Source organism: Ruegeria sp. L11, from assembly GCF_056531755.1.
On record NZ_JBQFMI010000005.1, the window covers coordinates 103,172 to 124,732 of the forward strand.

Genomic DNA, 21,561 nt, shown 5'->3' on the forward strand with positions numbered 1-21,561 from the left:
CCTACCTTGTTTCGATCTTCAGGCTGTCGGCCCGGTTTTCCCAGCCAACCTGCTCAAGTTCGGGGGTGTCGGACACCTGTTCTGGCCACCCGACGCAAAAATACCCGATCAGACGCCAGTTGTCCGGCACATCCAGATCGCGCGCCATCTGCTCGGGGTCCAGAATGGATACCCAGCCCAGCCCCAGCCCCTCTGCCCGTAGGGCCAGCCAGAACAGGGTGATGGCAGAGACCACGGAATAACGCCGCATCTCGGGCATCGAGCCCGCGCCAAGACCCAATCCCTTGTCGGTGCTGTCGTCGCAGAAGACGGCCAGTTGCACCGGCGCTTCCTGCATCCCTGACAGTTTCAGGCGGCTGTAAAGCTGCGCCCTGTCGCCGGAATATCCCGCCAGGGCGTCATCATTGGCGGTTTGGAAATTCCTTAGCGCCGCAGCCCGGGCCGCTGCGCTTTCGACGCGGATCACGCGCCAGGGTTCGCTCAGCCCCACGGACGGGGCCAGCCGAAACGCGTCGAGGCAGCGCGCAAGCACTGCCTCGTCTACCGCGTCGCCGCGGAACCGGCGCACATCGCGCCGGAGCCGCAACAACAGATCGAACTGCGTGCGAAATGCGTCAGTAAAGGTCTGATCCCGCACGCTTCGGCCTGCTTATTCTTCTGCAGCCGCTTCTTCAGCCGGTGCAGCAGCCGCTTCGGCAGCTTCCGCAGCCTTTGCAGCTTTCTCTTCCGCGCGTTCCTGAGCTTTCTTGCCCGGGGTACCCTTGTTGGGGTTGTTGCGCTCGGCCTTGTCACGGGTGCCGGCAGCTTCCAGCATACGCGCGATACGGTCGGTGGGCTGGGCGCCCTGATCCAGCCAGTGCTGAACGCGTTCCATGTCCATTTTCACACGCTCTTCGCTGTCTTTCGGCAGCAGCGGGTTGTAGGTGCCCAGTTTCTCGATGAAACGGCCGTCGCGCGGCATCCGGCTGTCAGCCGCCACGATGCGGTAAAACGGACGTTTTTTCGAGCCTGCGCGGGCGAGACGAATTTTCATTGCCATGGTGGTATCTCCTTTGAATGGCATCACGCCGGAGGCGTGTATTTGATTGGCCGGTGTCTTTTCCGGTTAATTCTGGTGTTTGTTGAACCTCTGGTTCACTTCTAACTTGCTGAACCTCTGGTTCACCCTTGGTGTTTCCTGTGGTGTCGGATGACTTCCTGAATGATGAAATTCAGAAAAGCCTTGGCGAAATCGGGGTCCAGATCGGCCTCTTTCGCCAGGTCTTCAAGCCGTGCGATCTGCGTGGCCTCACGCGAGGGATCGGACGGGGGAAGGTTGTGTTCGGCCTTGAGCTTGCCAACGGCCTGTGTGTGTTTGAACCGCTCGCCCAGCGTATAGACAAGGATCGCATCCAGCCGGTCGATGCTTTCGCGATGCTCTTTCAGCAATGCAGCCGCGCGTGTCACGGGGTTGTTCATTGGCCGGTCCTTTCGGCTGTCGAAACGTCAATCTTGGGGTGCCGCCACACCTGGCAGGACTGGCCCAGCAGTTCGGCATTGTCACGCTCCAGCGTTGCACCCAACCGCTCGGCCAAAGCGCGCGAACGGTCGTTTTTGTGGGCGATATACGAAATCACCCCGTTCAGGCCCTGATGCCGCGCCGCATAGGACCGGGCGGCAAGCGCCGCCTCGTAGGCAAAGCCTTTGCCTTCGAAATCTTCCATCACGGTCCAGCCCAGTTCAGGCTCGTCCCAGCCGGGGGCGTCAATCAGGCCGACGTTGCCTGCGAACCGACCGCTGGATTTCTCGGTCAGGTGCCAAAGGCCAAATCCTTTCAACGCCCAGTGCCCAAGGCGTCTGGCCAACATGCCCCAGCTTTCCAGCGCGTCCCGGGGGCCGCCTACCATATGGCTGCGCTCGGTTGCAAAGAATGCGGTCAGCGCAGGCAGATCATCCAGATGCGGGGCACGCAGGATCAGACGTTCGGTTTCAACGGTGGGGATGGTGAACGCGGTCATGCGTAGGCCTCCATCCCGCCATTCACCAGATCGGCAGGCGCGGGGTGCCGCCAAATCTCGGACTTGCCGAATTTGGGATGGTCATAGTGATACTCGAACTGCGCGCCCAGCCGTTTCGCCACGGCCTTGCTGGCATGATTGTCCAGATCAATCAGCGAGATCGCCGTCTCCCACCCCAGAACATCATACGCATAAGACCGCGCGGCCAGTGCCGCCTCGGTCGCATATCCCTTGCCGGTGGCATGGTTCATCAGGGTCCAGCCGATTTCGGGTTCGGGCCAGCCTTCGGGGCACCAAAGCCCGATCCGCCCGACATAAGTGCCCGAGGCTTTTTCTTCGGCGCTCCAGAACCCGTAACCGCGCAGGGACCAGTGGCCCAGCAGCGAAGCGATCAGTCGCCAGACCTCATCCCGGCGCAGTGGCCCGCCGACGAATTTCGCCGCATCGCTGGCGAAAAACGCGGTATCGGCGTCCAGATCAGCCTCGGACGGCGCGCGCAGGATCAGGCGCTCGGTTTCAAGCCGGGGGATATGTTGGGCGATGGCGTTCATTACTTCTTCTTGCCAAACCCGCTCAGGCCCTGAGGCAGCCCCATGCCTCCGCCCAGGCCGGGCAGTCCGCCGGGCATTTTGCCGCCCATCGCCTTGGCCGCCTGTTCCAGTGCCTTGGGGTCCATGCCGGTTGCCATGTCTTCGGGGCTGGGGCCGCCTTTGCCGAACATGCCCTTCATGGCCTGTTTCAGCATCTTGCCTTTGCCCATCTTGCCCATCTTTTTCATCATGTCCGACATCTGCCGGTGCATCTTGAGCAGCTTGTTGAGGTCGCTGACCTCCATTCCCGAACCGGCTGCAATCCGTTTCTTGCGGCTGGCTTGCAGCAGCTGTGGGTTGGCGCGTTCGCGTTTGGTCATGGACTGGATCAAGGCGATCTGCTGGCGCAGGATCTTGTCGTCCAGACCCGCCTGATCCATCTGCTTGGCCATTTTGCCCATGCCCGGCATCATGCCCATCATGCCCTGCATGCCACCCATCTGGATCATCTGTTCCAGCTGCATCTTCAGGTCGTTCATGTTGAACTGACCTTTGACCATGCGCTTCATCATGCGCTCGGTCTGTTCCATCTCCATCGTTTCCTGGGCCTTTTCGACCAGGGCAACGATGTCGCCCATGCCCAGAATACGTCCGGCGATCCGGTCCGGCTCAAAGGTCTCCAGCGCGTCCATCTTCTCGCCCAGACCGACAAAGCGAATAGGCTTGCCAGTCACTGCGCGCATCGACAGCGCCGCACCACCGCGCCCGTCCCCGTCCATCCGGGTCAGGACCACGCCCGAGATGCCGACCTTGGCGTCGAATTCTTCGGCCACTTCAACGGCGACCTGACCGGTCAGGCCGTCAACCACCAGCAGGGTCTCGCGCGGGTCAACCGCATTGCGGACCTGCTCGACCTCGTCCATCAGCACTTCGTCGATATGCAGGCGACCGGCGGTATCCAGCATATAGACGTCATAGCCGCCCAATGTGGCTTGCTGCTTGGCGCGCTTGGCGATGTCGACGGGTTTCTGGCCCGGTACAATCGGCAGCGTATCAACACCGACCTGCGCGCCCAGAACCGCCAGCTGGTCCATCGCCGCCGGGCGATAAACGTCGAGCGAGGCCATCAGGACCTTCTTGCCCTCTTTCTCTTTCAGGCGTTTGGCAAGCTTACCGGTGGTGGTGGTCTTACCCGAACCCTGCAAACCAACCATCAGGATCGGGGCAGGCGGGTTGTCGATCTTCAGCTTGCCGGGGTCTTCCTCGCCACGCAGGGTATCGACCAGCGCGTCATGTACGATCTTGACGACCTGCTGACCGGGGGTGATCGACTTGGTCACCGCCTGACCGGTTGCCTGGTCCTGCACCTTCTTGACGAATTCACGCGCCACCGGCAGCGAGACGTCGGCCTCAAGCAGGGCAACACGGACCTCGCGCAGGGCGGTCTTGACGTCTTCCTCGGACAGGGCACCCTGTTTGGTCAGCCGGTCAAAGACGCCGGAAAGGCGTTCGGATAGATTTTCAAACATGCCTTCGGCCTCCTTAGCCGGTTATCTGATGGCGCGTCCTAGATAGGATGCGTCGGTTAAATGCACAAACGCCCCCACGGGCGAAACTCGCTGGTGGGGGGCGATCCCTGAACGACTCAAGGGACCGGAAGATCAAGACGCTTCCGGATGTTTGGCGGTCATCTACGCCTCTGGGCGCTGCGAGTCAAGGCAAACGCTTTGAGCATCTGGCCACTTGGTGTAGCGTCCAAAGGTCGGGGTCAGTTTTGGAGTTTGGTCATGAGTCAACCATTGCCGCAGCGCACCAAGGATTATGTCGGTGAAGTCACGAATACCGATATCTGGTCCGACTTCGTAATCCGTCCCGACGACATCTTTGTCTGCACGCCTCCCAAATGCGGCACCACGTGGACGCAGACGCTGGTACGAATGCTGATCACCAAAACCGCGGATCCAGTCGTGTACAACAACGCGGTCTCTCCCTGGCTGGATTGCGGGTTCAGAGATCGTGAGGAGCAGGACAGAATACTTGCCGCACAGACGCACAGACGGTGCATCAAGACCCACACGCCATTGGACGGGATCACCTATTCCCCGGATGCGACCTATCTGGTGGTGCATCGCCATCCGGTTGACGTGCATTTCTCGCTGCGCCGCCATGTGGAAAACATGAAAGACGACTGGCTGGACTACCTGTTTCCCGATGATCTTTCCGAAGCCTTCGCGATGTTTCTGGACCGGCCCGCCTCGTCAAAGGGCACTGACGATCTGACGCTGGCCTCATACGTCCACCATTACCGTTCATTCTGCGCGTTCCGGCATCTGCCAAACATTCATTTCCTGCATTACGCGGAACTCAGCCGTGATTTGCCGGGGCAGGCGGCGCGGATCGCAAACATCTTGGGGACCGAGATCGCACCAGAAATGATCGACGATATCGCTGAAGCCGCAAGCTTTGGTTCAATGAAGGAAAACGCCCGGCGCGCTTCGCAGCAGCCCGGTTTCAAAAGCGCGTTTCAGGATTACGCGCAGTTCTTCGCGTCCGGGACCAGCAATAAATGGGAGGGAAAGCTGACCGCCGATGACATGGCCCGGTACGACGCGCGCCTGTCCGAAATGGTGACACCGGCTGACCGAGCCTGGCTGGAGCATGGACAAGTTCTGTAATCGTCAGGCCTGTTCCTTCGCGTCTTCCTGCTGCGCGGGCAGCCATGCATTGACCGCGTCCACCAGTTTATGCGCGCCGCGCCCGTTCGAGTACGCATCGACAATCGGATGACGCCCTTTGCTCATTCCCTTGTCCAGCACCAGAACCGGGCGATACAGCGTCGAACTGCTGCTGTCGCTGCGGAAAGTCGAGCTTTCAACTTCGGCATGGGACAGGCTGGACAGCTGATGCTCAACCGCCTCATAGCCAAAGACAGACTGCCTTCGTATCAGAATGCTGTTCTTTGTGCGGTCCAGAATGACCTGAACCCGCCGCACGAAAACGCAGAACGCCCCGACACCTAGCCCGCCGCCGATTAGTGCAAAGAACAGCCCGAACCAGATATTCTCGCCGCCGTCACTGACCATGACCAGCCCTGCGCCGACAAAGGCCAGTATGAAAAAGACCAGCATGATTCCGATGAACCAGGGCGTGTCGGCAAGGATCAGTTGGGTCGGAGTGTTTCGTGTGACTTTCATGGCAACACGCTAGCACCGTTTTCTGCTCTGCCCCAGCTTGAATTCGCTGCCATGTTGCGCGATGAGCGCTACAAACAGGAGGGCCTCATGGACGCATCATCCACATTTCAGGATACATTGCCGCTCAGTTCTGACGTGCTGTTGGCGCAGCTGGATGATTGGGGGCTGCCCTACCGCCTGCATACCCATGTTCCCTTGCGCACGGTCGAGGACTCCAAGGCCGTAGAAGGCCAGTTCATGGTGCCGGGCGAGAACGCGTTGCGGGTCAAGAACCTGTATCTGCGCGACAAGAAAAAGCGCAACTACCTGGTGACGCTGGAACAAAGCCGCGAGATTGACCTCAAGGCGCTGGGCGCAGAACTGGGTGTCGGCGCCCTGTCCTTTGGGTCGGCAGACCGGCTGTTGCAGAACCTAGGTATTCGCCCCGGCGCGGTCAGCCCGCTGGCGATGATCAACGGTGTGCAGAACGATGTGCAGTTCTTCATGGACGCCGCCGCCCAAGGGGCCGAGATGATTTATATGCACCCGTTGGTCAATGACCGTACCGTTCTGATGAATCAATCCGACGTGATGGCGTTCTTCGATCGCATCGGTTGCACCGTTACGTGGCTGCCCTGATCACTCTAGCGCCAGTTTCAGCGCGGCGGCGACATGCGCGGCGGACGGGTTGATGAACAGGTGCCCGTCGGCCTCGAATACCGGGTCATCCAGATGCTTTGGAAAGGCAAGCGGCAGTTCGGTACAGGCCAGCAGGATGGCGGTTCCGGGACGGGCGTGTTTGTTGCAAAAGGCCAGCAGCCTTGCGCGCGCCGCATCAGAGGCACCACCGTAGAAATCACTGTCGATCATCGCCTGCATCTCGGAAATCTCGGGGTCGGGCAGCCGCGCATTTGCGGTGATGCCCTCGGCCGCCAGACGATCCGCATAGTTGGTGGCCTGCATTGTCACGGTTGTTCCCAGCACCAATGCGTTTGACACGCCTGTGCTGGCCGTGGCCTCTGCCGTTGCATCGAAAATGCTGAGGATGGGCATGGAAACACCCTGTCTGATCGCGTGCAGCCGCGCGTGCGGGGTGTTGGACGCTATGATGCCAAAATCGCATCCTGCGCGCTCCAGCGTCAGCAGCGCGTCGCGAAACACCGCATCAAACGCCGCCCAGCTGGCTTCGTCCCCGGCGACACCCCGCAAGGCGCGGGTCTTGGCCTGTGTGACGGACTCGATGGTCATGGCAGGGATCGGCAGGGGCGCGCCGTGGCCGCGCGCCGCAAAGTGACGCCCGGCACCCTCGGCAATGGCACGGTAATAGTCCACGGTCGAGGCCCAACCCACACCGCCCAGAATTCCGATCTTTTTCATGCGCGCCATCCAGTCCGCCAGTTCCATCTGACCAGCAGACTGGACGTTTCAGGGCTCAATGACCAGAGGCGATCAGGCCGCCAGTTCTGTCACCGCCTTTTTGGCGTTTTCCAACGCGGCTTCGGGGTTCACCGCCATCTGATCCGCAGCGATGACCGCTACATCATGGATGCCGATAAAGCCCAGAACGTGACGCACATAGTTGGTGGCAAAGTCGATCTCGGATCCGACGGCAGTACCGCCCGACGCGATTGCCAGAATGGCGCGTTTCCCCTCCAGCAACCCTTTTGGGCCGTTCTCCGAATAGGAAAAGGTCAGGCCCGCGCGGGCGACCAGGTCGATCCAGGCCTTGAATGCAGCGGGGACCGAGAAGTTGTAGATCGGCAGGCCGATAACGATGGTATCGGCCTCTTGCAATTCGGTCACCAGCGCGTCCGAAAGGGCCAGCCGGTCGCGCTGCAGGTCGTCGCGCTGCTCGGCCGGGGTAAAGTTGGCGGCGATCCAGTCTTCGGTCAGCAGGGGCAGGGGGGTAGCCAGGTCGCGGCGGATGATGCGGTCCGCACCCAACTGCCGGACGATGCTGTCAGACAGGTCGCGGGTGGTCGAAGCCACGCGGCGGGCAGAGGCGTCGATATGTAGGATGGTTTTAGCCATTTTCTGGGTCCTTAAGGTCAGGGTAATCTTGTTCTGATCCCAATATGGCTGTTGCGTTTGCGAACAAAACTCGGATACATCAACAGTTATTGTTGGAAATTGCACAGAACGGTGTGACGATGGACAATTGGGATGAGGTGAGGACCGCCTATCAGGTGGCACGCATGGGAACCGTCAGCGGTGCCGCCGAGGTTCTGGGCGTGCACCACGCCACGGTGATCCGCCACATCGACGCGATCGAGGCCCGGTTGGGTGTCAAACTGTTCCAGCGCCATGCGCGGGGATACACCCCGACCGAAGCGGGCGACGATTTGCTGCGCGTGGCGCAGGCTACCGAAGACCAGTTCAACCAGCTTGTCGGCCGGATGAAGGGGCGCGGTGACGATGTGTCCGGCGAACTGGTGGTGACGTCGCTGGGCTCCATCGCGCCATTGGTGGTGCCGACGCTGACCGAATTTCAAAAGATGCACCCCGAGCTGATCGTGCGCTACCTGACCGGAGACCGTCTGTTCCGGCTGGAATATGGCGAGGCGCATGTTGCAATCCGTGCGGGATCGGCCCCGGATCAACCCGACAACGTTGTGCAGCCCTTCCGGCAGGAAGAAGTCGGCCTCTATGCCAGCATCTCGTATATCGAACGGCACGGCAAACCTTCGGGCATCGAGGATTTCGGAAACCACCACTTCGTCAGCTCTGACGATGAAAGCAGCCGCGCGCCGTTCACCCGGTGGCTGCGCAACACGGTATCCGCCGACCGCATCACCTTTCGCTGCACCAACAATTTCTGTATGCGCGAGGCCGTTCTGGCCGGTGCCGGTATCGGCTTTATGGCCCGTTGGGAGGCCGCCCGTCATGACACTCTGGTCGAAGTGATCGACCCGCTTCCGGAATGGTTCGGCAACCTGTGGCTGGTGACCCATGTGGACCTGCACCGAACGACCAAGGTACAAGCGTTCCTGAGTTTTCTGAAAGAAGCCTCCAAAGGCTGGTGTCCATGAACCCGCAGATGCGTGGCCATCTGGCCATGCTGGCCTTTTCGGCCCTTGTCGCAGGCAGCTTCTCGCTTGGGTCGATGATTGCCAACGAAATTGCCCCTGCTGCCTTGAATGCGGTGCGCTTTGCCATTGCGGCTGTGGTGATTGGTGTGGCGGCACTGGCGACAACCGGTCTGCCCCGCAGTGCCGCACAGGCGCCCTGGCGGTATCTGGTGCTGGGCGGGTTTTTTGCCACCTATTTTGTCCTGATGTTCTACGGGCTGCAAACTGCCCCGCCGGTCAGCGCTGCCGCGGTTTTCACCCTGACCCCCGTTGTCTCGGCCATTGCGGGCTGGGTCCTGCTGCGCCAGATCACCACGCCGCGCATGGCAATGGCCCTGTCCATCGGTGCGATTGGGGCGCTATGGGTGATCTTTCGGGCCGACTGGCAGATGTTCCGCGCCTTCCAGATCGGCGGGGGCGAGATCATCTATTTCTGGGGATGTGTCGCGCACGCGATTTACACCCCCATGATCCGCAGGCTGAACCGCGGAGAACCTGCCGTCGTGTTCACGTTCGGAACGCTGGTTGCCGGGTGCCTGTTATTGGTCCTGTTCGGCTGGTCCGACCTGAAGGCGACCGATTGGGCAGCTCTTCCCGCTATTGTCTGGATCGGGTTGTTCTATATCTCATTCTTCGCAACAGCGGCCAGTTTCGTTCTGGTGCAATTCTCCTCGCTTCGGCTGCCGTCGGCCAAGGTCATGGCCTATACCTATCTGGTGCCAAGCTGGGTGATCCTGTGGGAAATCGCGCTGGGCAAACCTGTCCCGACGGGATTGATCCTGGGCGGTGTGGCGCTGACGGTCATTGCCCTGCTGATGCTGCTGAAAGAAGAGGCCCCGCGCAACAGCCCCCAACGCCGGGCAGCTGAATAAGGCCGCTCCCGGTCTGAAACCGGTACGGATTGCCCACGAATTCCAAAGGCAAAATCTGTTGAGCCAGATCAAGGCAGGCCCTTGGTCTCAGGACTACCTTGGAAGGCGGACAAAAGGAGGAGATTATGTTCAAACATATCATGCTGCCGATTGACCGCCACCTGCCGCCCGAGGTTCGAAAGGCCGCAGATGTCGCCGCGCAGGTGGCAAAATGGCAGGGCGCCAAGATCACTCTGGTCAGTGTCAGCGGGGCCCATATGGGTGCATCCTCGGAAACCGAGGCCGAGATAGACAAGCAACTGGCCGACTTCACCGAACAGCTTGCATCAGAAGGCGCGGCCGAAGTTGCGGTGCGCAAGATACACTCGGTCGATGTTGCTGCCGAAGTGGACAGCGACCTGACCCGAGCGGCAGAAGAGATCGGTGCAGATCTGATCATCGTGGGCACCCATGCGCCCCGGATCACCGACTACATCTTTTCCAGCCACGCCGGATATCTGGCCAAACATGCCAACATGTCGGTCTTTGTGGTGCGCTAGGTCTCGTCCGAGATCGGAAGCTCGACTTCCAGAAACCGTTCGAACGCATCCAGGTTGATGGGTTCGAACTGACCGAACCCTTGCATCCAGACCGAAGCGGTGCGCAGCGCGTCGGGTTCCAGCTTGCACCATTTCACCCGGCCGCGCTTTTCCTGTGATATCAGCCCGGCCTTGGTCAGGATGACCAGATGTTTCGAGATCGCCGCCAGCGACATCTCGAACGGCTCGGCCACATCCGTCACGGCCATATCGTCCTCCAGCAGCATCGCCAGAATGGCGCGGCGGGTGGGGTCGGCAAGGGCCGCAAACACGGTGTCGAGATCGTTGGACATGGGTCTTTCCTAATGGGCGAGAACCCGTTTGACAATTTCCCCCATCACGTCACTGTTCAGCGGCGATGCGCAAAGGGGGGGCGGCTATGGCGCTGAAATACTGGCTGGTGATCTGCGTCCTTGGCATCGGGTGGGGCATGTCTTTCATGTTCAACGCCATATTGCTGCGCGAACTTGGGCCGCTATCCGTGTCATTGGGGCGTGTTGCATTTGGGGCGCTGGGCTGTTGGATCTATGTGATTGCTGCCCGTATGCCGGTTCACCTGACACTCGGGCGCGCCATCGGTCTGCTGGGGTTCGGGGCGCTCAGCTATGCCGCACCATTTGCGTTCTATGCGCTTGGGCAGCAGCATATCGCGTCCGGCGTGGCGGGGATCGTGAATGCGACAACACCGGCCTTTGCCGTCATCGTTTCGCATTTCTGGCCGGGAAGCGAGCGTGCGACGCTGTTGAAATCCCTTGGCGTGTTGTGCGGCTTCATTGGGATTGTCGTGTTGTCCGTTCCGATTTTGCGTAATGGCGAAACCTCTCAGTTCTGGGCGGTTCTGCTGACCCTGTGCGCGCCGATCTGTTACGCGTTTTCCGTCAACATTGCGCGGGCCTTCCGTGACATGCAGCCGGTGGTGCTGGTCGCCCTGGCCCTGACGGGGGCGGCCTTGGCAATATTACCCCTGGCGCTTTGGCGTGAAGGCCTGCCGGTGATCGAGCACACTGAAACCTGGCTTTCGTTGCTGATGATCGGTTTTGTGCTGACCTCGGCCGCTTTCATTGCCTTCTACTGGTTGCTGCCCAGAGTCGGGCCAACCAACATTTCGACAGTCACGCTGATCGCGCCGGTTTCCGCCCTGATACTTGGAACCTGGGTTCTGGGGGAAACTCTGCAACCCGAACATTTGATGGGCATGGCGGCGATTTTTGCCGGGCTCTTGCTGATCGACGGACGCCTTGTTCGACGCCTTTGGCCTCAGCGGGCAAGAAAAGATCAACCAAAAGGTTGAATATGGTTTTTGGGGCGATTACTGCCGTTCCGGTCAAAGGCAGGCAACCCGACTGGGCAGATGACCCTTAAATATCATAGTAAAAACAATGTTATAACCTGCGTCATTTCACGCCATCAACGCCGTTGACTCTGCGCCTTTCGCGCCTTAGCACCATGCGCAAGACAGCGCGAGGAATCCGTCCGTGACCGATGACGACCAAAAGCAGCGTATGGCGCAGCTTGAGGCCAAGATCGACGCGGCGAAAAAGGCCAGACAACCGGCTGCCCGCGCTGACAGTGACATATCCGGGGGCGAGCTTGCCTGGAGGATGGTCATCGAAATGGTTTCCGGTCTGGGGATCGGATTTGGCATCGGATACGGGCTGGACAGCCTGCTCGGGACAATCCCGATCTTTCTGGTGTTGTTCACATTGCTGGGCCTTGTCGCGGGCGTGAAGGTTATGCTCCGCAGCGCGAAAGAGGTTCAAGATAAACAAGCGGCCCATATGCAGGTCGAAAAGGACGAGAGGGACTGAACGTGGCAAGCGAGACCACCGCAGCACACGGCGCCGAAGGCGCAGACCACGCAGCAGAAGCCAGCAGCCTGGTGTTTCACCCGATGGACCAGTTCATCGTCAAGCCGCTGTTCGGTGGCGAGATTGCCTGGTACACCCCCACCAACGTGACCCTGTGGCTGTTCCTGGCCATCGTGGCGATCTTTGGCCTGCTGGTTCTCAGCACATCAAAGCGCGCCATCGTCCCGACCCGGATGCAGTCAATTGCGGAACTGGCCTATGGCTTCATCTACAAGATGCTGGAAGACATCTGCGGCAAGGACGGCGTCAAGTTCTTCCCCTATGTCATGACCCTGTTCATGTTCATCGTGACCGCGAACTTCCTGGGCCTGATCCCGACCTCGTTCACCACCACATCACATTTCGCCGTGACCATCCCGCTGGCGCTGGCCGTGTTCCTGACCGTGACCATTCTGGGTTTCGTCAAGAACGGTGCCGCGTTCCTGGGCCTGTTCTGGGTCTCCAGCGCGCCGCTGGCGCTGCGCCCGATCCTGGCGATCATCGAGCTGATCTCGTACTTCGTACGCCCGGTCAGCCACTCCATTCGTCTTGCCGGTAACGTCATGGCTGGCCACGCGGTGATCAAGGTGTTTGCAGGCTTTGCCGCAATTTCCCTGATCTCGCCCGTGTCGGTTCTGGCGATCACCGCAATGTACGGTCTCGAGGTCCTGGTGGCCTTCATTCAGGCCTACGTATTCACCATTCTGACCTGTGTTTATCTGAAAGATGCGCTGCATCCTTCGCACTAAGGTCCGATAACCCAACATCGAAACTTCCAATTCGTAAGGAGATACATCATGGAAGGCGATCTCGCACACATCGGCGCAGGCCTGGCAGCAATCGGTTCCGGCGCAGCCGCAATCGGGGTGGGCAACGTTGCAGGCAACTTCCTGGCCGGCGCCCTGCGCAACCCTTCGGCGGCTGCTTCGCAGACCGCAACCCTGTTCATCGGTATCGCATTCGCAGAAGCCCTGGGGATCTTCGCATTCCTGGTCTCGCTGCTGCTGATGTTCGCCGTCTAATCTGCGGAACCTGATCCTTACGCGCAGGTGGGTCCAAGCCATAGCGGCCCACCTGTTGTAAAGACAACGTTCCGACGGAGGACATCATGGCGACTGAACCCATTAGCGAAGAAGTAGTTGGCGCGTGCGTTGACTCGCATGGCTCTGCCATCGGGATGCCGCAGCTCTGCTTCGATTGGTTCCCCAACCAGATTTTCTGGCTGGTCATTACGCTGGTCGTCATCTTTCTGGTCCTGTCTCGCGTGGCTCTGCCCCGCATCGCGGCAATCCTGGCCGAGCGCCGGGGGACCATTACAAATGACCTGGCTGCGGCCGAAGATCTGAAGGCCAAAGCGGTCGAGGCCGAAGAGGCCTATAACAAGGCGCTGGCCGATGCCCGTGCCGAAGCGCAGCGTATCGCGGCAGAAGCACGCGCAGAAATCCAGGCTGGACTGGATGATGCGATTGCCAGAGCAGACGCGGAAATCGCCGCAAAGGCGGCTGAATCGGAAAAGGCAATTGCCGAAATCCGTGCCGGTGCGCTGGAAAGCATTCAAGTGGTCGCCAAGGATACGGCGGCTGAACTGGTCACCGCGCTGGGCGGCGAGGCGGATGCCAAAGCCATCGACAGTGCCATTGACGCGCAGATGAAAGGATAAGTGACATGCGGAACACTCTTGCCCTTATCCTGACCGTTGGTGCCGCCAGCCCCGCGCTGGCTGCAAGCGGCCCGTTCTTCTCGCTTGGCAACACCGACTTTGTCGTCCTTCTTGGCTTCATCGTTTTCATCGCGGTCCTGTTCTACTTCAAGGTGCCGGGCATGATCGGCGGTGCGCTGGACAACCGTGCCGAAGGCATCAAGGCCGAGCTGGACGAAGCCCGCGCCCTGCATGAAGAAGCACGCAGCCTGCTGGCCTCGTACGAGCGCAAGCAGCGTGAAGTTCAGGCACAGGCCGATGCAATTGTCGAGGCGGCCAAACAGGACGCGGTTCTGGCTGCGGACCAGGCGAAAGTCGATCTCGAAAAGTCGATCGAACGCCGTCTGGCTGCTGCGCAGGACCAGATTGCCTCGGCCGAAGCCTCGGCTGTGAAAGACGTGCGCGATCAGGCCGTTTCGGTTGCGATTGCCGCTGCCAGCTCGGTTCTGGCCAAGCAGATGACAGCCGCGCAGGCGAACAAGCTGATCGAGGCCTCGATCGCAGATGTGGGCGCCAAGCTGCACTGACGGGGACACCGACCGGTAAAAAACGCAGATGACCCGAGAGCATTGCGCTGTCGGGTCTTTTGTTTTGGTGACGGGGCTGATTGTATTGACGGCAACATCACCCGGATTCTGTACCCTTCTGAGGGTCTGAAGGTCCCCTTCGGGATCGACGGGTGCAAAAAGAACAGGGAAAGACGGGCCGTGGCAGGCGAAGACGTTTCGATGAATATTGTTGGGGTGGTCAGGAACGGCGGGGCCGCGCTGATCGAAAGCATCAACAGGATCGAAGACCTGACCACCCGCTTGCACCGCTATTCCGTGACCATCGCGACAAACGACAACACTGATCGCACAGATCGGGTTCTGTCCGAATTCGCGCGCCGCGACCCGAATGTGGACCTTGTCCGCATGGATGGTCTGGTGTCCAGACTGCCAGACCGGGTCGAGCGGATCACGGCGGCCAGAAACGCAGTCCTCAACAGGCTGGAAGAACGCGACAGCGGTCACGACCTGACATTGGTGCTTGATCTGAACGGGCCGAATGTCTGTCTGGACGCTCAGACGGTTCTGACGGCTGCACAACGGTCCGTACCACGCTGGGAAGGTGTCTTTGCCAATTCCAAACCAGCCTATTACGATATTTATGCTCTGCGCTGTGCGGGCTGGTGTGACGAAGACGTCTGGCAAAGAATTCGGACAACGCGCAAGCCCCTGTTCGGGCGCCGTAAGTGGCGGAAAGTTCTGCTGAAATCAGCAGTTTTCGACCGGCAGTACCACATCCCGTCCGATATGCCCCTGATACCGGTCGACAGCGCCTTCGGCGGTGCAGGAATGTACAAGACCCGCGCCCTGCGTGGCCTGCGCTATTCCTGCCGGGACGAAAAGGGCGACCTCGTGTGCGAGCATGTGATGCTGCATAAACACCTCAGGGACCGGGGCGCGCGGCTGTTCATCGACCCGGCCCTGACAACCATCGCCCCGAATGACGATCTGGGCGAAGGCAGTGGCGCAGCTTTCCCGTCCCATCTGATCCAACCCGAGACCGGCGCCGCCTGATCCCTGAGGGCGCTTGGAAAGCGCTAGGCCTGACGGGTTTCGTGCTGCAACCTTTGCTGCGCAACAGCCTCGTTCCGCTCGGCCTTCTGCTGATCGATCATGCAGCGTTCGACAAAACTCAGATGCGTTTCGACGGCCTGACGTGCGGCTGCTGGATCGCGGGCCTGAAGGGCCGCGTTGATAGTGCTGTGCTGGTCCAGAATGGCCTCGCGGGTCGCGCGCTGCCGGAACATTGTCCGCCGGTTATAGAACACACCCTGTACCAGCAGGTCATACATCGACCGCATCATATGCAGCATCACCACATTGTGGCTGGCTTCGATGATGGCCATATGAAACTCGGCATCCAGCTGCGCCTCTTGGTCCGCAGCGTTCCGGTCATGGGCCGCCCGCATCTTGTCATAGATCGCCTGAACAACCTTCAGGTCGCTTTCTGATCCCAGCCGCGCGGCCCGTTCCGCCGCCAGCCCCTCCATGTCGCGGCGAAAGGACAGGTAATCGAATACGGCCTCGTCATGGCTGCTGAACAACCGGATCAGCGCCGGCGAAAAGGCCGAGCCCAAAACCTCGGCCACATAGATCCCGGAGCCGGCTTTTGTTGTCAGCAACCCCTGTTCCTGAAGCTCGGACACCGCATCGCGCAGGGACGGGCGCGACACACCCATCCGTTCGGCCAACTCACGCTCGGGCGGCAGGCGCTCCCCGGGGCGCAGGATGCCGCGCAGGATCAACAGCTCGATCTGGCGAACGACCGCAAGTGACAGTTTTTCCGTCTGAACTTTCTGAAATGGCATGGTCCGTTCCGAAATTGGTCAACTCATTTGACCATGGACAGGGGGGCTGTTCAAGAATACCCGGTCACATCCGCTGAAATATTAGGTCAGAAGTGTTGACTTTAATTTGAGAAAGCATAGGCTGCGCCGAAATGAGATCGGAGGAGCCTCATGTCCCATCACCCTTTGTTTGCCACCCGGGCTTCCCGGATGAAGGCGTCAGAAATCCGCGAGCTGCTGAAACTGCTCGATCAGCCCGGCATCATTTCCTTTGCCGGTGGCATTCCGGATCCCGCGCTTTTCCCGGCTGAGGCTTTCGCGCAGGCGTTTCAGCAGGCATTGGGGCCGGACATGCAGGCGCAGGCGCTGCAATATTCGGTCAGCGAAGGCTATGCCCCCCTGCGCCGGTGGTTGGTGCAGCACATGCGCGAGATCGGAGTGGAATGTGACATGGACAACGTCCTGATCACCTCGGGCTCGCAGCAGGCGCTGGATTATCTGGGCAAGCTGTTCCTGTCCCCCGGCGACACGGCCTTGGTCGGGTGGCCCACTTATCTGGGTGCTCTTGCCGCGTTCAACGCGTATGAGCCGCGCTTTGACCGGCTTAATGGCAACAAGGGGGCCGATGAATTCAAGGCTGCGGCAGGGGATGGCGCCGTGAAATTCGCCTATCTGTCGCCCGATTTTGCCAATCCGACAGGCGAAACCCTGACCCGCCCGGGTCGTGAGGCATTGCTGGACCTGACCGACGAACTGGACTGCGCGTTGATCGAAGACGGCGCCTATCAGGCACTGCGCTATGACGGTGATCCGATCCCGCCGATCCTGGCTCTGGAACAGGCACGAAAGGGGTCGATCGAAAACTGCCGGACGATCTATTGTGGCAGCTTCTCGAAAACCCTGTCACCGGGTCTGCGCATGGGGTGGGTTGTTGCGGCCAAGCCGATCATCTCGCAGATGGTTCTGCTGAAACAGGCGGCGGATCTGCATTCGGCGACCATCAACCAGATGGCCGTGCATCAGGTGGCGGAAGCGTGTTTTGACACCCATATCCCGAAAGTGCGCGACACTTACCGCGCGCGCCGAGATGCGATGCTGGATGCGCTGCAACAGCACATGCCCGACGGGGTGGCGTGGACGCGCCCCGAAGGCGGCATGTTCGTCTGGGTGACACTCCCCGCCGGGATCAGTGGGTCTGATCTGCTGGCGCAGGCGCTGGATACGGTGAAAGTGGCCTTTGTGCCGGGGCAGGCGTTTTTCCCAGACGGCGGCGGCGCAAACACGATCCGGCTCAGCTTCTCGAACTCGGACGAGGCGACGATCCGCGAAGGTATCCGCCGGTTAGGCCAAGTTCTGCGCGCCTGACGTCCGGAAAGGTTCTGTTAACCAAATTGCTGCAACTCTGCGGCATGATCCGGTTTCTCGCTCCGTTCCTGCTGGCCGCCTGCGCCGCCGGGACCCCGCATTTCCGCGACGTTCCGGCCACCCGCGTGGCGGTGAACGGCAGTGTGTTCGACGTGCGCGTGCGCGGCGATCTGGCCGAGGCGGTGCGGATCAACGCGCAATACGCCCCGCGGCTTGGCCCTGTTCGCGATCGCGCCGCGCTGGCCATGGCGCAGGTTTCGGGCTGCCTGATCCTCGACGTGCTGGGCGACGCGGCTGTCACGGTTGGTGTTCTGGGGTGCGACCGCGAGGCGGGGGAACGGCTGCTGCTGACTGCCGTCTCGACGCCCCGATATGAATGTATCGACTATGGTATCTATGAAAATGTCGGGGACGACAGCGGCTATCAGGTCTTTGAATGCAGCCCATACTGACATACGCGTGTTCCTGCGCATTTCGGCAAGATGTTGTGGATAACTTGCATTGATATCCCATATCCTGCGCAACTGCGTTGACTCGGACCCCATCCCTTGCGCAGACTTTCAATTCATAGGAATCACGGGACACGCGGCCATTGCGTTTCAGCAAGCTCAAACTGACCGGCTTCAAAAGCTTTGTTGATCCGACCGATCTGATCATCGCGGACGGGTTGACCGGTGTGGTGGGTCCGAACGGCTGTGGCAAGTCCAACCTTCTGGAAGCCTTGCGCTGGGTGATGGGTGAAAACCGCCCCAAATCCATGCGCGGCGGCGCGATGGAGGATGTGATCTTTGCCGGTGCCGCCACACGGCCCGCCCGCAATTTTGCCGAAGTTGTCCTGACCATGGACAATTCCGAACGTCTGGCGCCTGCGGGGTTCAACGACACCGACCAGCTTGAAATCGTGCGCCGGATCACCCGCGATGTCGGCAGCGCCTACAAGACCAACGGCAAGGATGTGCGCGCGCGCGATGTGCAGATGCTGTTTGCGGACGCCTCGACCGGTGCCCATTCCCCCGCGCTTGTGGGGCAGAACCGCATCGCCGAGCTGATCAGCGCCAAACCCCGCGCCCGCCGCCGCATTCTGGAAGAGGCCGCCGGGATCTCGGGGCTCTATCAACGCCGGCATGAGGCCGAGCTGAAGCTGAAAGCGACCGAGTCCAACCTGACCCGCGTCGATGACGTGCTCGAGCAGTTGGGTGGGCAGCTTGCGCAACTGGCCCGTCAGGCCCGTCAGGCCGCACGCTATCGCGAAATCGGCGAACAGCTGCGTCAGGCCGAGGGAATGCTGCTCTATCGCCGCTGGAAAGAGGCCGACATGGCCCGCCAGCAGGCCGAAGACAAGCTAAGGGACCGGATTTCCGAGGCCTCCCGCGCCGAGGCCGAGGCCCGCGCTGCCGCCGCAAAAAGGGCCGGGATCGAAGAAACCCTGCCGCCCCTGCGCGAGGAAGAGGCCATCGCCGCCGCTGTCCTGCAACGCCAGCAGGTGCAGCGCGATCAACTGACCGATCAGGAAACCCGCGCGCGCCAGACCATTGAAACGCTGACCAGCCGCATTCATCAGCTCGGCAAGGATATCGAACGGGAAACCGGCCTGAACCGCGATGCGGGCCAGATGATCGAACGGCTGGAATGGGAAGCCCGCGAACTGGCCAAAGCCGCTGAAGGGCATGACGCAAAGGTGGCGGAAGCCGCAGAAATCGCCCGCGAAGCGGCTTCGATCCTTCAGGACCGCGAAGACCACCTGTCGCAGCAGACCGAGGATATGGCGCGTCTTGTCGCCCGTCACCAGTCGGCGCAGCGTCTGGTCGAAGACAGCCGCAAGACGCTGGCCCGCTCTGAGGGGGAGGAGGAAAAAGCCCGGCTGGCGGTGGATGAGGCCAAAACAGCCCTGACCCGTGCCAGCGAGGCGTTCGAAACCGCGCAGGAAAGCGAGGAAGAAGCCCGCGAAGCCGCCGAGGCCGCCGAAGAGGCGCTGGCCGCCGCGGATGAGCTGCGCAATGAAACGCAGGCCCGCGAAGCCGAGGCACGCGCGCAACGGTCCGAGGCCGAAGGCGAATTGGGTGCAATCCGCGCCGAAACCACTGCGCTTGCCAAGCTGGTGGACCGCGACACGGCCGAGGGCGGGCAGGTGATGGACCTGCTGCGCGTGGAACCGGGTTTTGAGAAGGCGCTGGGTGCTGCGCTTGCCGATGACCTCCGTGCGCCGCTGGTCGAAGGTGACGGCCCGTCCGGCTGGGTTCAGGTGGCAGGGTATGACAGCGATCAGCCCTTGCCCGATGGGGTCGACCCGCTGGCGCTGCACGTGTCAGGGCCGGACAGGCTCAGCCGTCGCATCGCGCAGATCGGGCTGGTCGATGCGGATAAGGGCGCGCGGTTGCAGGCGTCGTTGAAGCCGGGCCAGCGTCTTGTGTCCCGCTCGGGCGATCTGTGGCGCTGGGACGGGTTCCGCGCCTGGGCCGAGGATGCGCCAAGTGCGGCGGCGCTGCGACTGGAGCAGCTCAACAAGCTTGAGGCGCTGAAACAGGAACTGGCCCGCACCGAGGCGCAGGCCGACGGCGCCCGCGCCGCGCATGAAACCCTGTCGCGGCAACTGGCGGACGTGACCGAGGCCGACCGACGCGCGCGCGAAGCCCGCCGTGCCGCTGATCAGCGCATGGCCGAAACCGCACGCCAGCTCAGCCGCGCCGAGGCGGATCGCAACCTTGCGCAGGGCAAGCTGGAAACACTGGCCCTTGCCGTGGATCGCCACAAGGAAGATGCCATGTCCGCCCGTGTGCAGCTGCGCGAAGCCGAGGCGGCGCTGAACGATCTGGGTGACCTCGACAGCGCCCGCGCCGAGGTTGAGGACATCAAACAGACGGTCGAGGCGGCGCGGATCACCATGCTGACCCACCGCTCGACCCATGATGAGCTGCGCCGTGAAGGCGATGCCCGTACCCGTCGCACGCAGGAGGTCACCAAGGATCTCAGCGGCTGGCGGCACCGTCTGGAAACGGCAGAGAAACGGATTTCGGAACTGGCCGAGCGCAAGGAAAGCTCGGAAGAGGAACTGACCGAGGCCATGGCCGTCCCCGGCGAAATCGCCGAGGCGCGGGAAGAGTTGAACGAGTTGATCGAAGCCGCCGAAGCCCGTCGGGCCGACGCCGCCGACAAGCTGGCCGAAGCAGAAACACAGTTGCGCGAAGTGGTGATGGCCGAGCGTGAGGCGGAACGCCTGGCCTCGGAAGCTCGCGAAAACCGCGCCGCAGCCGAGGCGCGCAGTGACGCGGCAAAGGAAAGCGTGCTTGCGGCAGCAGAACGAATTGCCGAAGACCAGCAACTGACCCCGAACCAGCTGCTGAACCAGCTGGACGTAAACCCCGACCAGATGCCCGCCGCGGATGCGCTGGAGGCCGAAGTGAACCGCCACAAGCGCCAGCGTGACGCCATGGGCGCAGTGAACCTGCGGGCCGAGGAAGACAGCAAGGACGTTCAGGAAGAATTCGACACGCTCAGCAGTGAAAAGGCCGATCTGGAAGAGGCGATCAAAGCCTTACGCAGCGGAATCTCCAGCCTCAACCGCGAAGGCCGCGAACGTCTGCTGACCGCGTTTGAACAGGTGAACTCGAACTTCGCCATGTTGTTCAAGCATCTGTTCGGCGGCGGTGAGGCCAATCTTGTCATGGTCGAAAGCGATGACCCGCTGGATGCGGGGCTGGAAATCATGTGTCAGCCGCCGGGCAAGAAGCTCTCAACCCTCAGCCTGCTGTCTGGCGGCGAACAGACCCTGACCGCGACCGCGCTGATCTTTGGCGTTTTCCTGGCCAACCCGGCCCCGATCTGTGTGCTGGACGAGGTTGACGCGCCGCTGGACGATGCCAACGTCACCCGCTTTTGTGACCTGCTGGACGAGATGTGCCGCCAGACCGACACCCGTTTCCTGATCATCACCCACCACGCGGTGACCATGGCGCGCATGGATCGTCTGTTCGGCGTCACCATGCAGGAACAGGGCGTCAGCCAGCTGGTTTCGGTCGATCTGAAGAAGGCCGAGCAGATGGTGGCCTGACCGTTCACCGCAACGTTATGATGATTGCAGGCATAACGCGCTACCTTGG

General features: G+C 61.1%; 26 protein-coding genes. 15 read left to right on the forward strand and 11 right to left on the reverse strand.

Annotation, left to right across the window (positions count from 1 at the left end; all coding sequences use genetic code 11):
- Position 1 precedes the first annotated feature (1 nt).
- The 6 genes from bluB to ffh form a co-directional block, all read right to left on the reverse strand.
- Positions 2 to 637, reverse strand: coding sequence for a 5,6-dimethylbenzimidazole synthase (bluB, locus tag ACR0CE_RS11820; protein WP_480832569.1), 636 nt, complete (start codon positions 635 to 637; stop codon positions 2 to 4).
- A gap of 12 nt (positions 638 to 649) precedes the next feature.
- Complete coding sequence (rpsP, locus tag ACR0CE_RS11825; protein ID WP_209506119.1) at positions 650 to 1,039, reverse strand: 30S ribosomal protein S16; 390 nt, start codon at positions 1,037 to 1,039, stop codon at positions 650 to 652.
- 122 nt (positions 1,040 to 1,161) lie between these two features.
- Positions 1,162 to 1,458: a chorismate mutase gene (locus ACR0CE_RS11830; RefSeq protein ID WP_209506121.1), complete on the reverse strand. Its 297-nt coding sequence runs from the start codon at positions 1,456 to 1,458 to the stop codon at positions 1,162 to 1,164.
- Positions 1,455 to 1,997 carry a GNAT family N-acetyltransferase gene (locus ACR0CE_RS11835; protein WP_480832571.1) on the reverse strand — a complete coding sequence of 181 codons (543 nt, stop codon included), beginning with the start codon at positions 1,995 to 1,997 and terminating at the stop codon, positions 1,455 to 1,457. Before ACR0CE_RS11835 ends, ACR0CE_RS11830 begins: the two co-directional genes overlap by 4 nt.
- Positions 1,994 to 2,548 carry a GNAT family N-acetyltransferase gene (locus tag ACR0CE_RS11840; protein ID WP_480546184.1) on the reverse strand — a complete coding sequence of 185 codons (555 nt, stop codon included), beginning with the start codon at positions 2,546 to 2,548 and terminating at the stop codon, positions 1,994 to 1,996. Before ACR0CE_RS11840 ends, ACR0CE_RS11835 begins: the two co-directional genes overlap by 4 nt.
- Positions 2,548 to 4,056: a signal recognition particle protein gene (gene ffh / locus ACR0CE_RS11845; RefSeq protein WP_480774172.1), complete on the reverse strand. Its 1,509-nt coding sequence runs from the start codon at positions 4,054 to 4,056 to the stop codon at positions 2,548 to 2,550. The genes ACR0CE_RS11840 and ffh overlap by 1 nt, the downstream gene beginning before the upstream one ends.
- Positions 4,057 to 4,314: 258 nt before the next feature.
- Here ffh and ACR0CE_RS11850 point away from each other — a divergent pair, with 258 nt between their 5' ends.
- Positions 4,315 to 5,202, forward strand: coding sequence for a sulfotransferase domain-containing protein (locus ACR0CE_RS11850; RefSeq protein ID WP_480507339.1), 888 nt, complete (start codon positions 4,315 to 4,317; stop codon positions 5,200 to 5,202).
- A gap of 3 nt (positions 5,203 to 5,205) precedes the next feature.
- Here ACR0CE_RS11850 and ACR0CE_RS11855 read toward each other — a convergent pair whose 3' ends face one another.
- Entirely contained in the window at positions 5,206 to 5,721 is a 516-nt protein-coding gene (locus ACR0CE_RS11855; RefSeq protein ID WP_480832574.1) for a hypothetical protein, read from the reverse strand.
- A gap of 87 nt (positions 5,722 to 5,808) precedes the next feature.
- Between ACR0CE_RS11855 and ACR0CE_RS11860 the strand changes: the two genes are divergently transcribed.
- Positions 5,809 to 6,339 carry a prolyl-tRNA synthetase associated domain-containing protein gene (locus ACR0CE_RS11860; protein ID WP_480832575.1) on the forward strand — a complete coding sequence of 177 codons (531 nt, stop codon included), beginning with the start codon at positions 5,809 to 5,811 and terminating at the stop codon, positions 6,337 to 6,339.
- On the opposite strand, the gene ACR0CE_RS11865 is transcribed toward ACR0CE_RS11860, so the two are convergent.
- Entirely contained in the window at positions 6,340 to 7,077 is a 738-nt protein-coding gene (locus tag ACR0CE_RS11865; RefSeq protein WP_480538732.1) for an aspartate/glutamate racemase family protein, read from the reverse strand.
- Between the two features lie 72 nt (positions 7,078 to 7,149).
- Positions 7,150 to 7,731: an FMN-dependent NADH-azoreductase gene (locus ACR0CE_RS11870; RefSeq protein WP_480832577.1), complete on the reverse strand. Its 582-nt coding sequence runs from the start codon at positions 7,729 to 7,731 to the stop codon at positions 7,150 to 7,152.
- Between the two features lie 119 nt (positions 7,732 to 7,850).
- Between ACR0CE_RS11870 and ACR0CE_RS11875 the strand changes: the two genes are divergently transcribed.
- From ACR0CE_RS11875 to ACR0CE_RS11885, 3 genes are all read left to right on the forward strand, one after another.
- The gene (locus tag ACR0CE_RS11875; RefSeq protein ID WP_480832643.1) at positions 7,851 to 8,729 is read left to right on the forward strand and encodes a LysR family transcriptional regulator; all 879 of its coding nucleotides are present in this window, start codon (positions 7,851 to 7,853) and stop codon (positions 8,727 to 8,729) included.
- Complete coding sequence (locus tag ACR0CE_RS11880) at positions 8,726 to 9,640, forward strand: DMT family transporter (RefSeq protein ID WP_480832579.1); 915 nt, start codon at positions 8,726 to 8,728, stop codon at positions 9,638 to 9,640. The genes ACR0CE_RS11875 and ACR0CE_RS11880 overlap by 4 nt, the downstream gene beginning before the upstream one ends.
- A gap of 125 nt (positions 9,641 to 9,765) precedes the next feature.
- Positions 9,766 to 10,179 carry a universal stress protein gene (locus tag ACR0CE_RS11885; protein ID WP_480832581.1) on the forward strand — a complete coding sequence of 138 codons (414 nt, stop codon included), beginning with the start codon at positions 9,766 to 9,768 and terminating at the stop codon, positions 10,177 to 10,179.
- Here the strand turns inward: ACR0CE_RS11885 and ACR0CE_RS11890 are convergent.
- Entirely contained in the window at positions 10,176 to 10,511 is a 336-nt protein-coding gene (locus tag ACR0CE_RS11890; RefSeq protein WP_480507349.1) for an ArsR/SmtB family transcription factor, read from the reverse strand. The genes ACR0CE_RS11885 and ACR0CE_RS11890 overlap by 4 nt on opposite strands.
- Positions 10,512 to 10,597: 86 nt before the next feature.
- On the opposite strand from ACR0CE_RS11890, the gene ACR0CE_RS11895 reads away from it, so the two are divergent.
- From ACR0CE_RS11895 to ACR0CE_RS11925, 7 genes are all read left to right on the forward strand, one after another.
- The gene (locus ACR0CE_RS11895; protein WP_480832583.1) at positions 10,598 to 11,509 is read left to right on the forward strand and encodes a DMT family transporter; all 912 of its coding nucleotides are present in this window, start codon (positions 10,598 to 10,600) and stop codon (positions 11,507 to 11,509) included.
- A 184-nt stretch (positions 11,510 to 11,693) separates the two neighbouring features.
- Positions 11,694 to 12,026: an AtpZ/AtpI family protein gene (locus ACR0CE_RS11900; protein ID WP_480507353.1), complete on the forward strand. Its 333-nt coding sequence runs from the start codon at positions 11,694 to 11,696 to the stop codon at positions 12,024 to 12,026.
- A gap of 2 nt (positions 12,027 to 12,028) precedes the next feature.
- Entirely contained in the window at positions 12,029 to 12,814 is a 786-nt protein-coding gene (locus ACR0CE_RS11905) for a F0F1 ATP synthase subunit A (protein WP_267366759.1), read from the forward strand.
- Between the two features lie 48 nt (positions 12,815 to 12,862).
- The gene (locus ACR0CE_RS11910; RefSeq protein WP_005981269.1) at positions 12,863 to 13,087 is read left to right on the forward strand and encodes a F0F1 ATP synthase subunit C; all 225 of its coding nucleotides are present in this window, start codon (positions 12,863 to 12,865) and stop codon (positions 13,085 to 13,087) included.
- Between the two features lie 86 nt (positions 13,088 to 13,173).
- A complete protein-coding gene (locus tag ACR0CE_RS11915) occupies positions 13,174 to 13,725 on the forward strand; it encodes a F0F1 ATP synthase subunit B' (RefSeq protein WP_209506152.1) in 552 nt (183 codons plus the stop codon).
- Between the two features lie 5 nt (positions 13,726 to 13,730).
- Positions 13,731 to 14,291 (forward strand): F0F1 ATP synthase subunit B, encoded by a 561-nt coding sequence (locus ACR0CE_RS11920; protein ID WP_480586452.1) that lies wholly within the window; start codon positions 13,731 to 13,733, stop codon positions 14,289 to 14,291.
- Between the two features lie 201 nt (positions 14,292 to 14,492).
- Complete coding sequence (locus ACR0CE_RS11925; protein WP_480832586.1) at positions 14,493 to 15,326, forward strand: hypothetical protein; 834 nt, start codon at positions 14,493 to 14,495, stop codon at positions 15,324 to 15,326.
- Positions 15,327 to 15,349: 23 nt separating this feature from the next.
- On the opposite strand, the gene ACR0CE_RS11930 is transcribed toward ACR0CE_RS11925, so the two are convergent.
- Complete coding sequence (locus ACR0CE_RS11930) at positions 15,350 to 16,120, reverse strand: FCD domain-containing protein (RefSeq protein ID WP_267365974.1); 771 nt, start codon at positions 16,118 to 16,120, stop codon at positions 15,350 to 15,352.
- A 150-nt stretch (positions 16,121 to 16,270) separates the two neighbouring features.
- Here ACR0CE_RS11930 and ACR0CE_RS11935 point away from each other — a divergent pair, with 150 nt between their 5' ends.
- The 3 genes from ACR0CE_RS11935 (at position 16,271) to ACR0CE_RS11945 (ending at position 21,512) form a co-directional block, all read left to right on the forward strand.
- Entirely contained in the window at positions 16,271 to 17,464 is a 1,194-nt protein-coding gene (locus ACR0CE_RS11935) for an aminotransferase-like domain-containing protein (RefSeq protein ID WP_480832588.1), read from the forward strand.
- Between the two features lie 44 nt (positions 17,465 to 17,508).
- Positions 17,509 to 17,916, forward strand: a complete 408-nt coding sequence (locus ACR0CE_RS11940; protein WP_480832590.1) for a hypothetical protein — start codon at positions 17,509 to 17,511, stop codon at positions 17,914 to 17,916.
- A 140-nt stretch (positions 17,917 to 18,056) separates the two neighbouring features.
- A complete protein-coding gene (locus ACR0CE_RS11945; protein ID WP_480832592.1) occupies positions 18,057 to 21,512 on the forward strand; it encodes a chromosome segregation SMC family protein in 3,456 nt (1,151 codons plus the stop codon).
- The last annotated feature ends 49 nt before the right edge of the window (positions 21,513 to 21,561 follow it).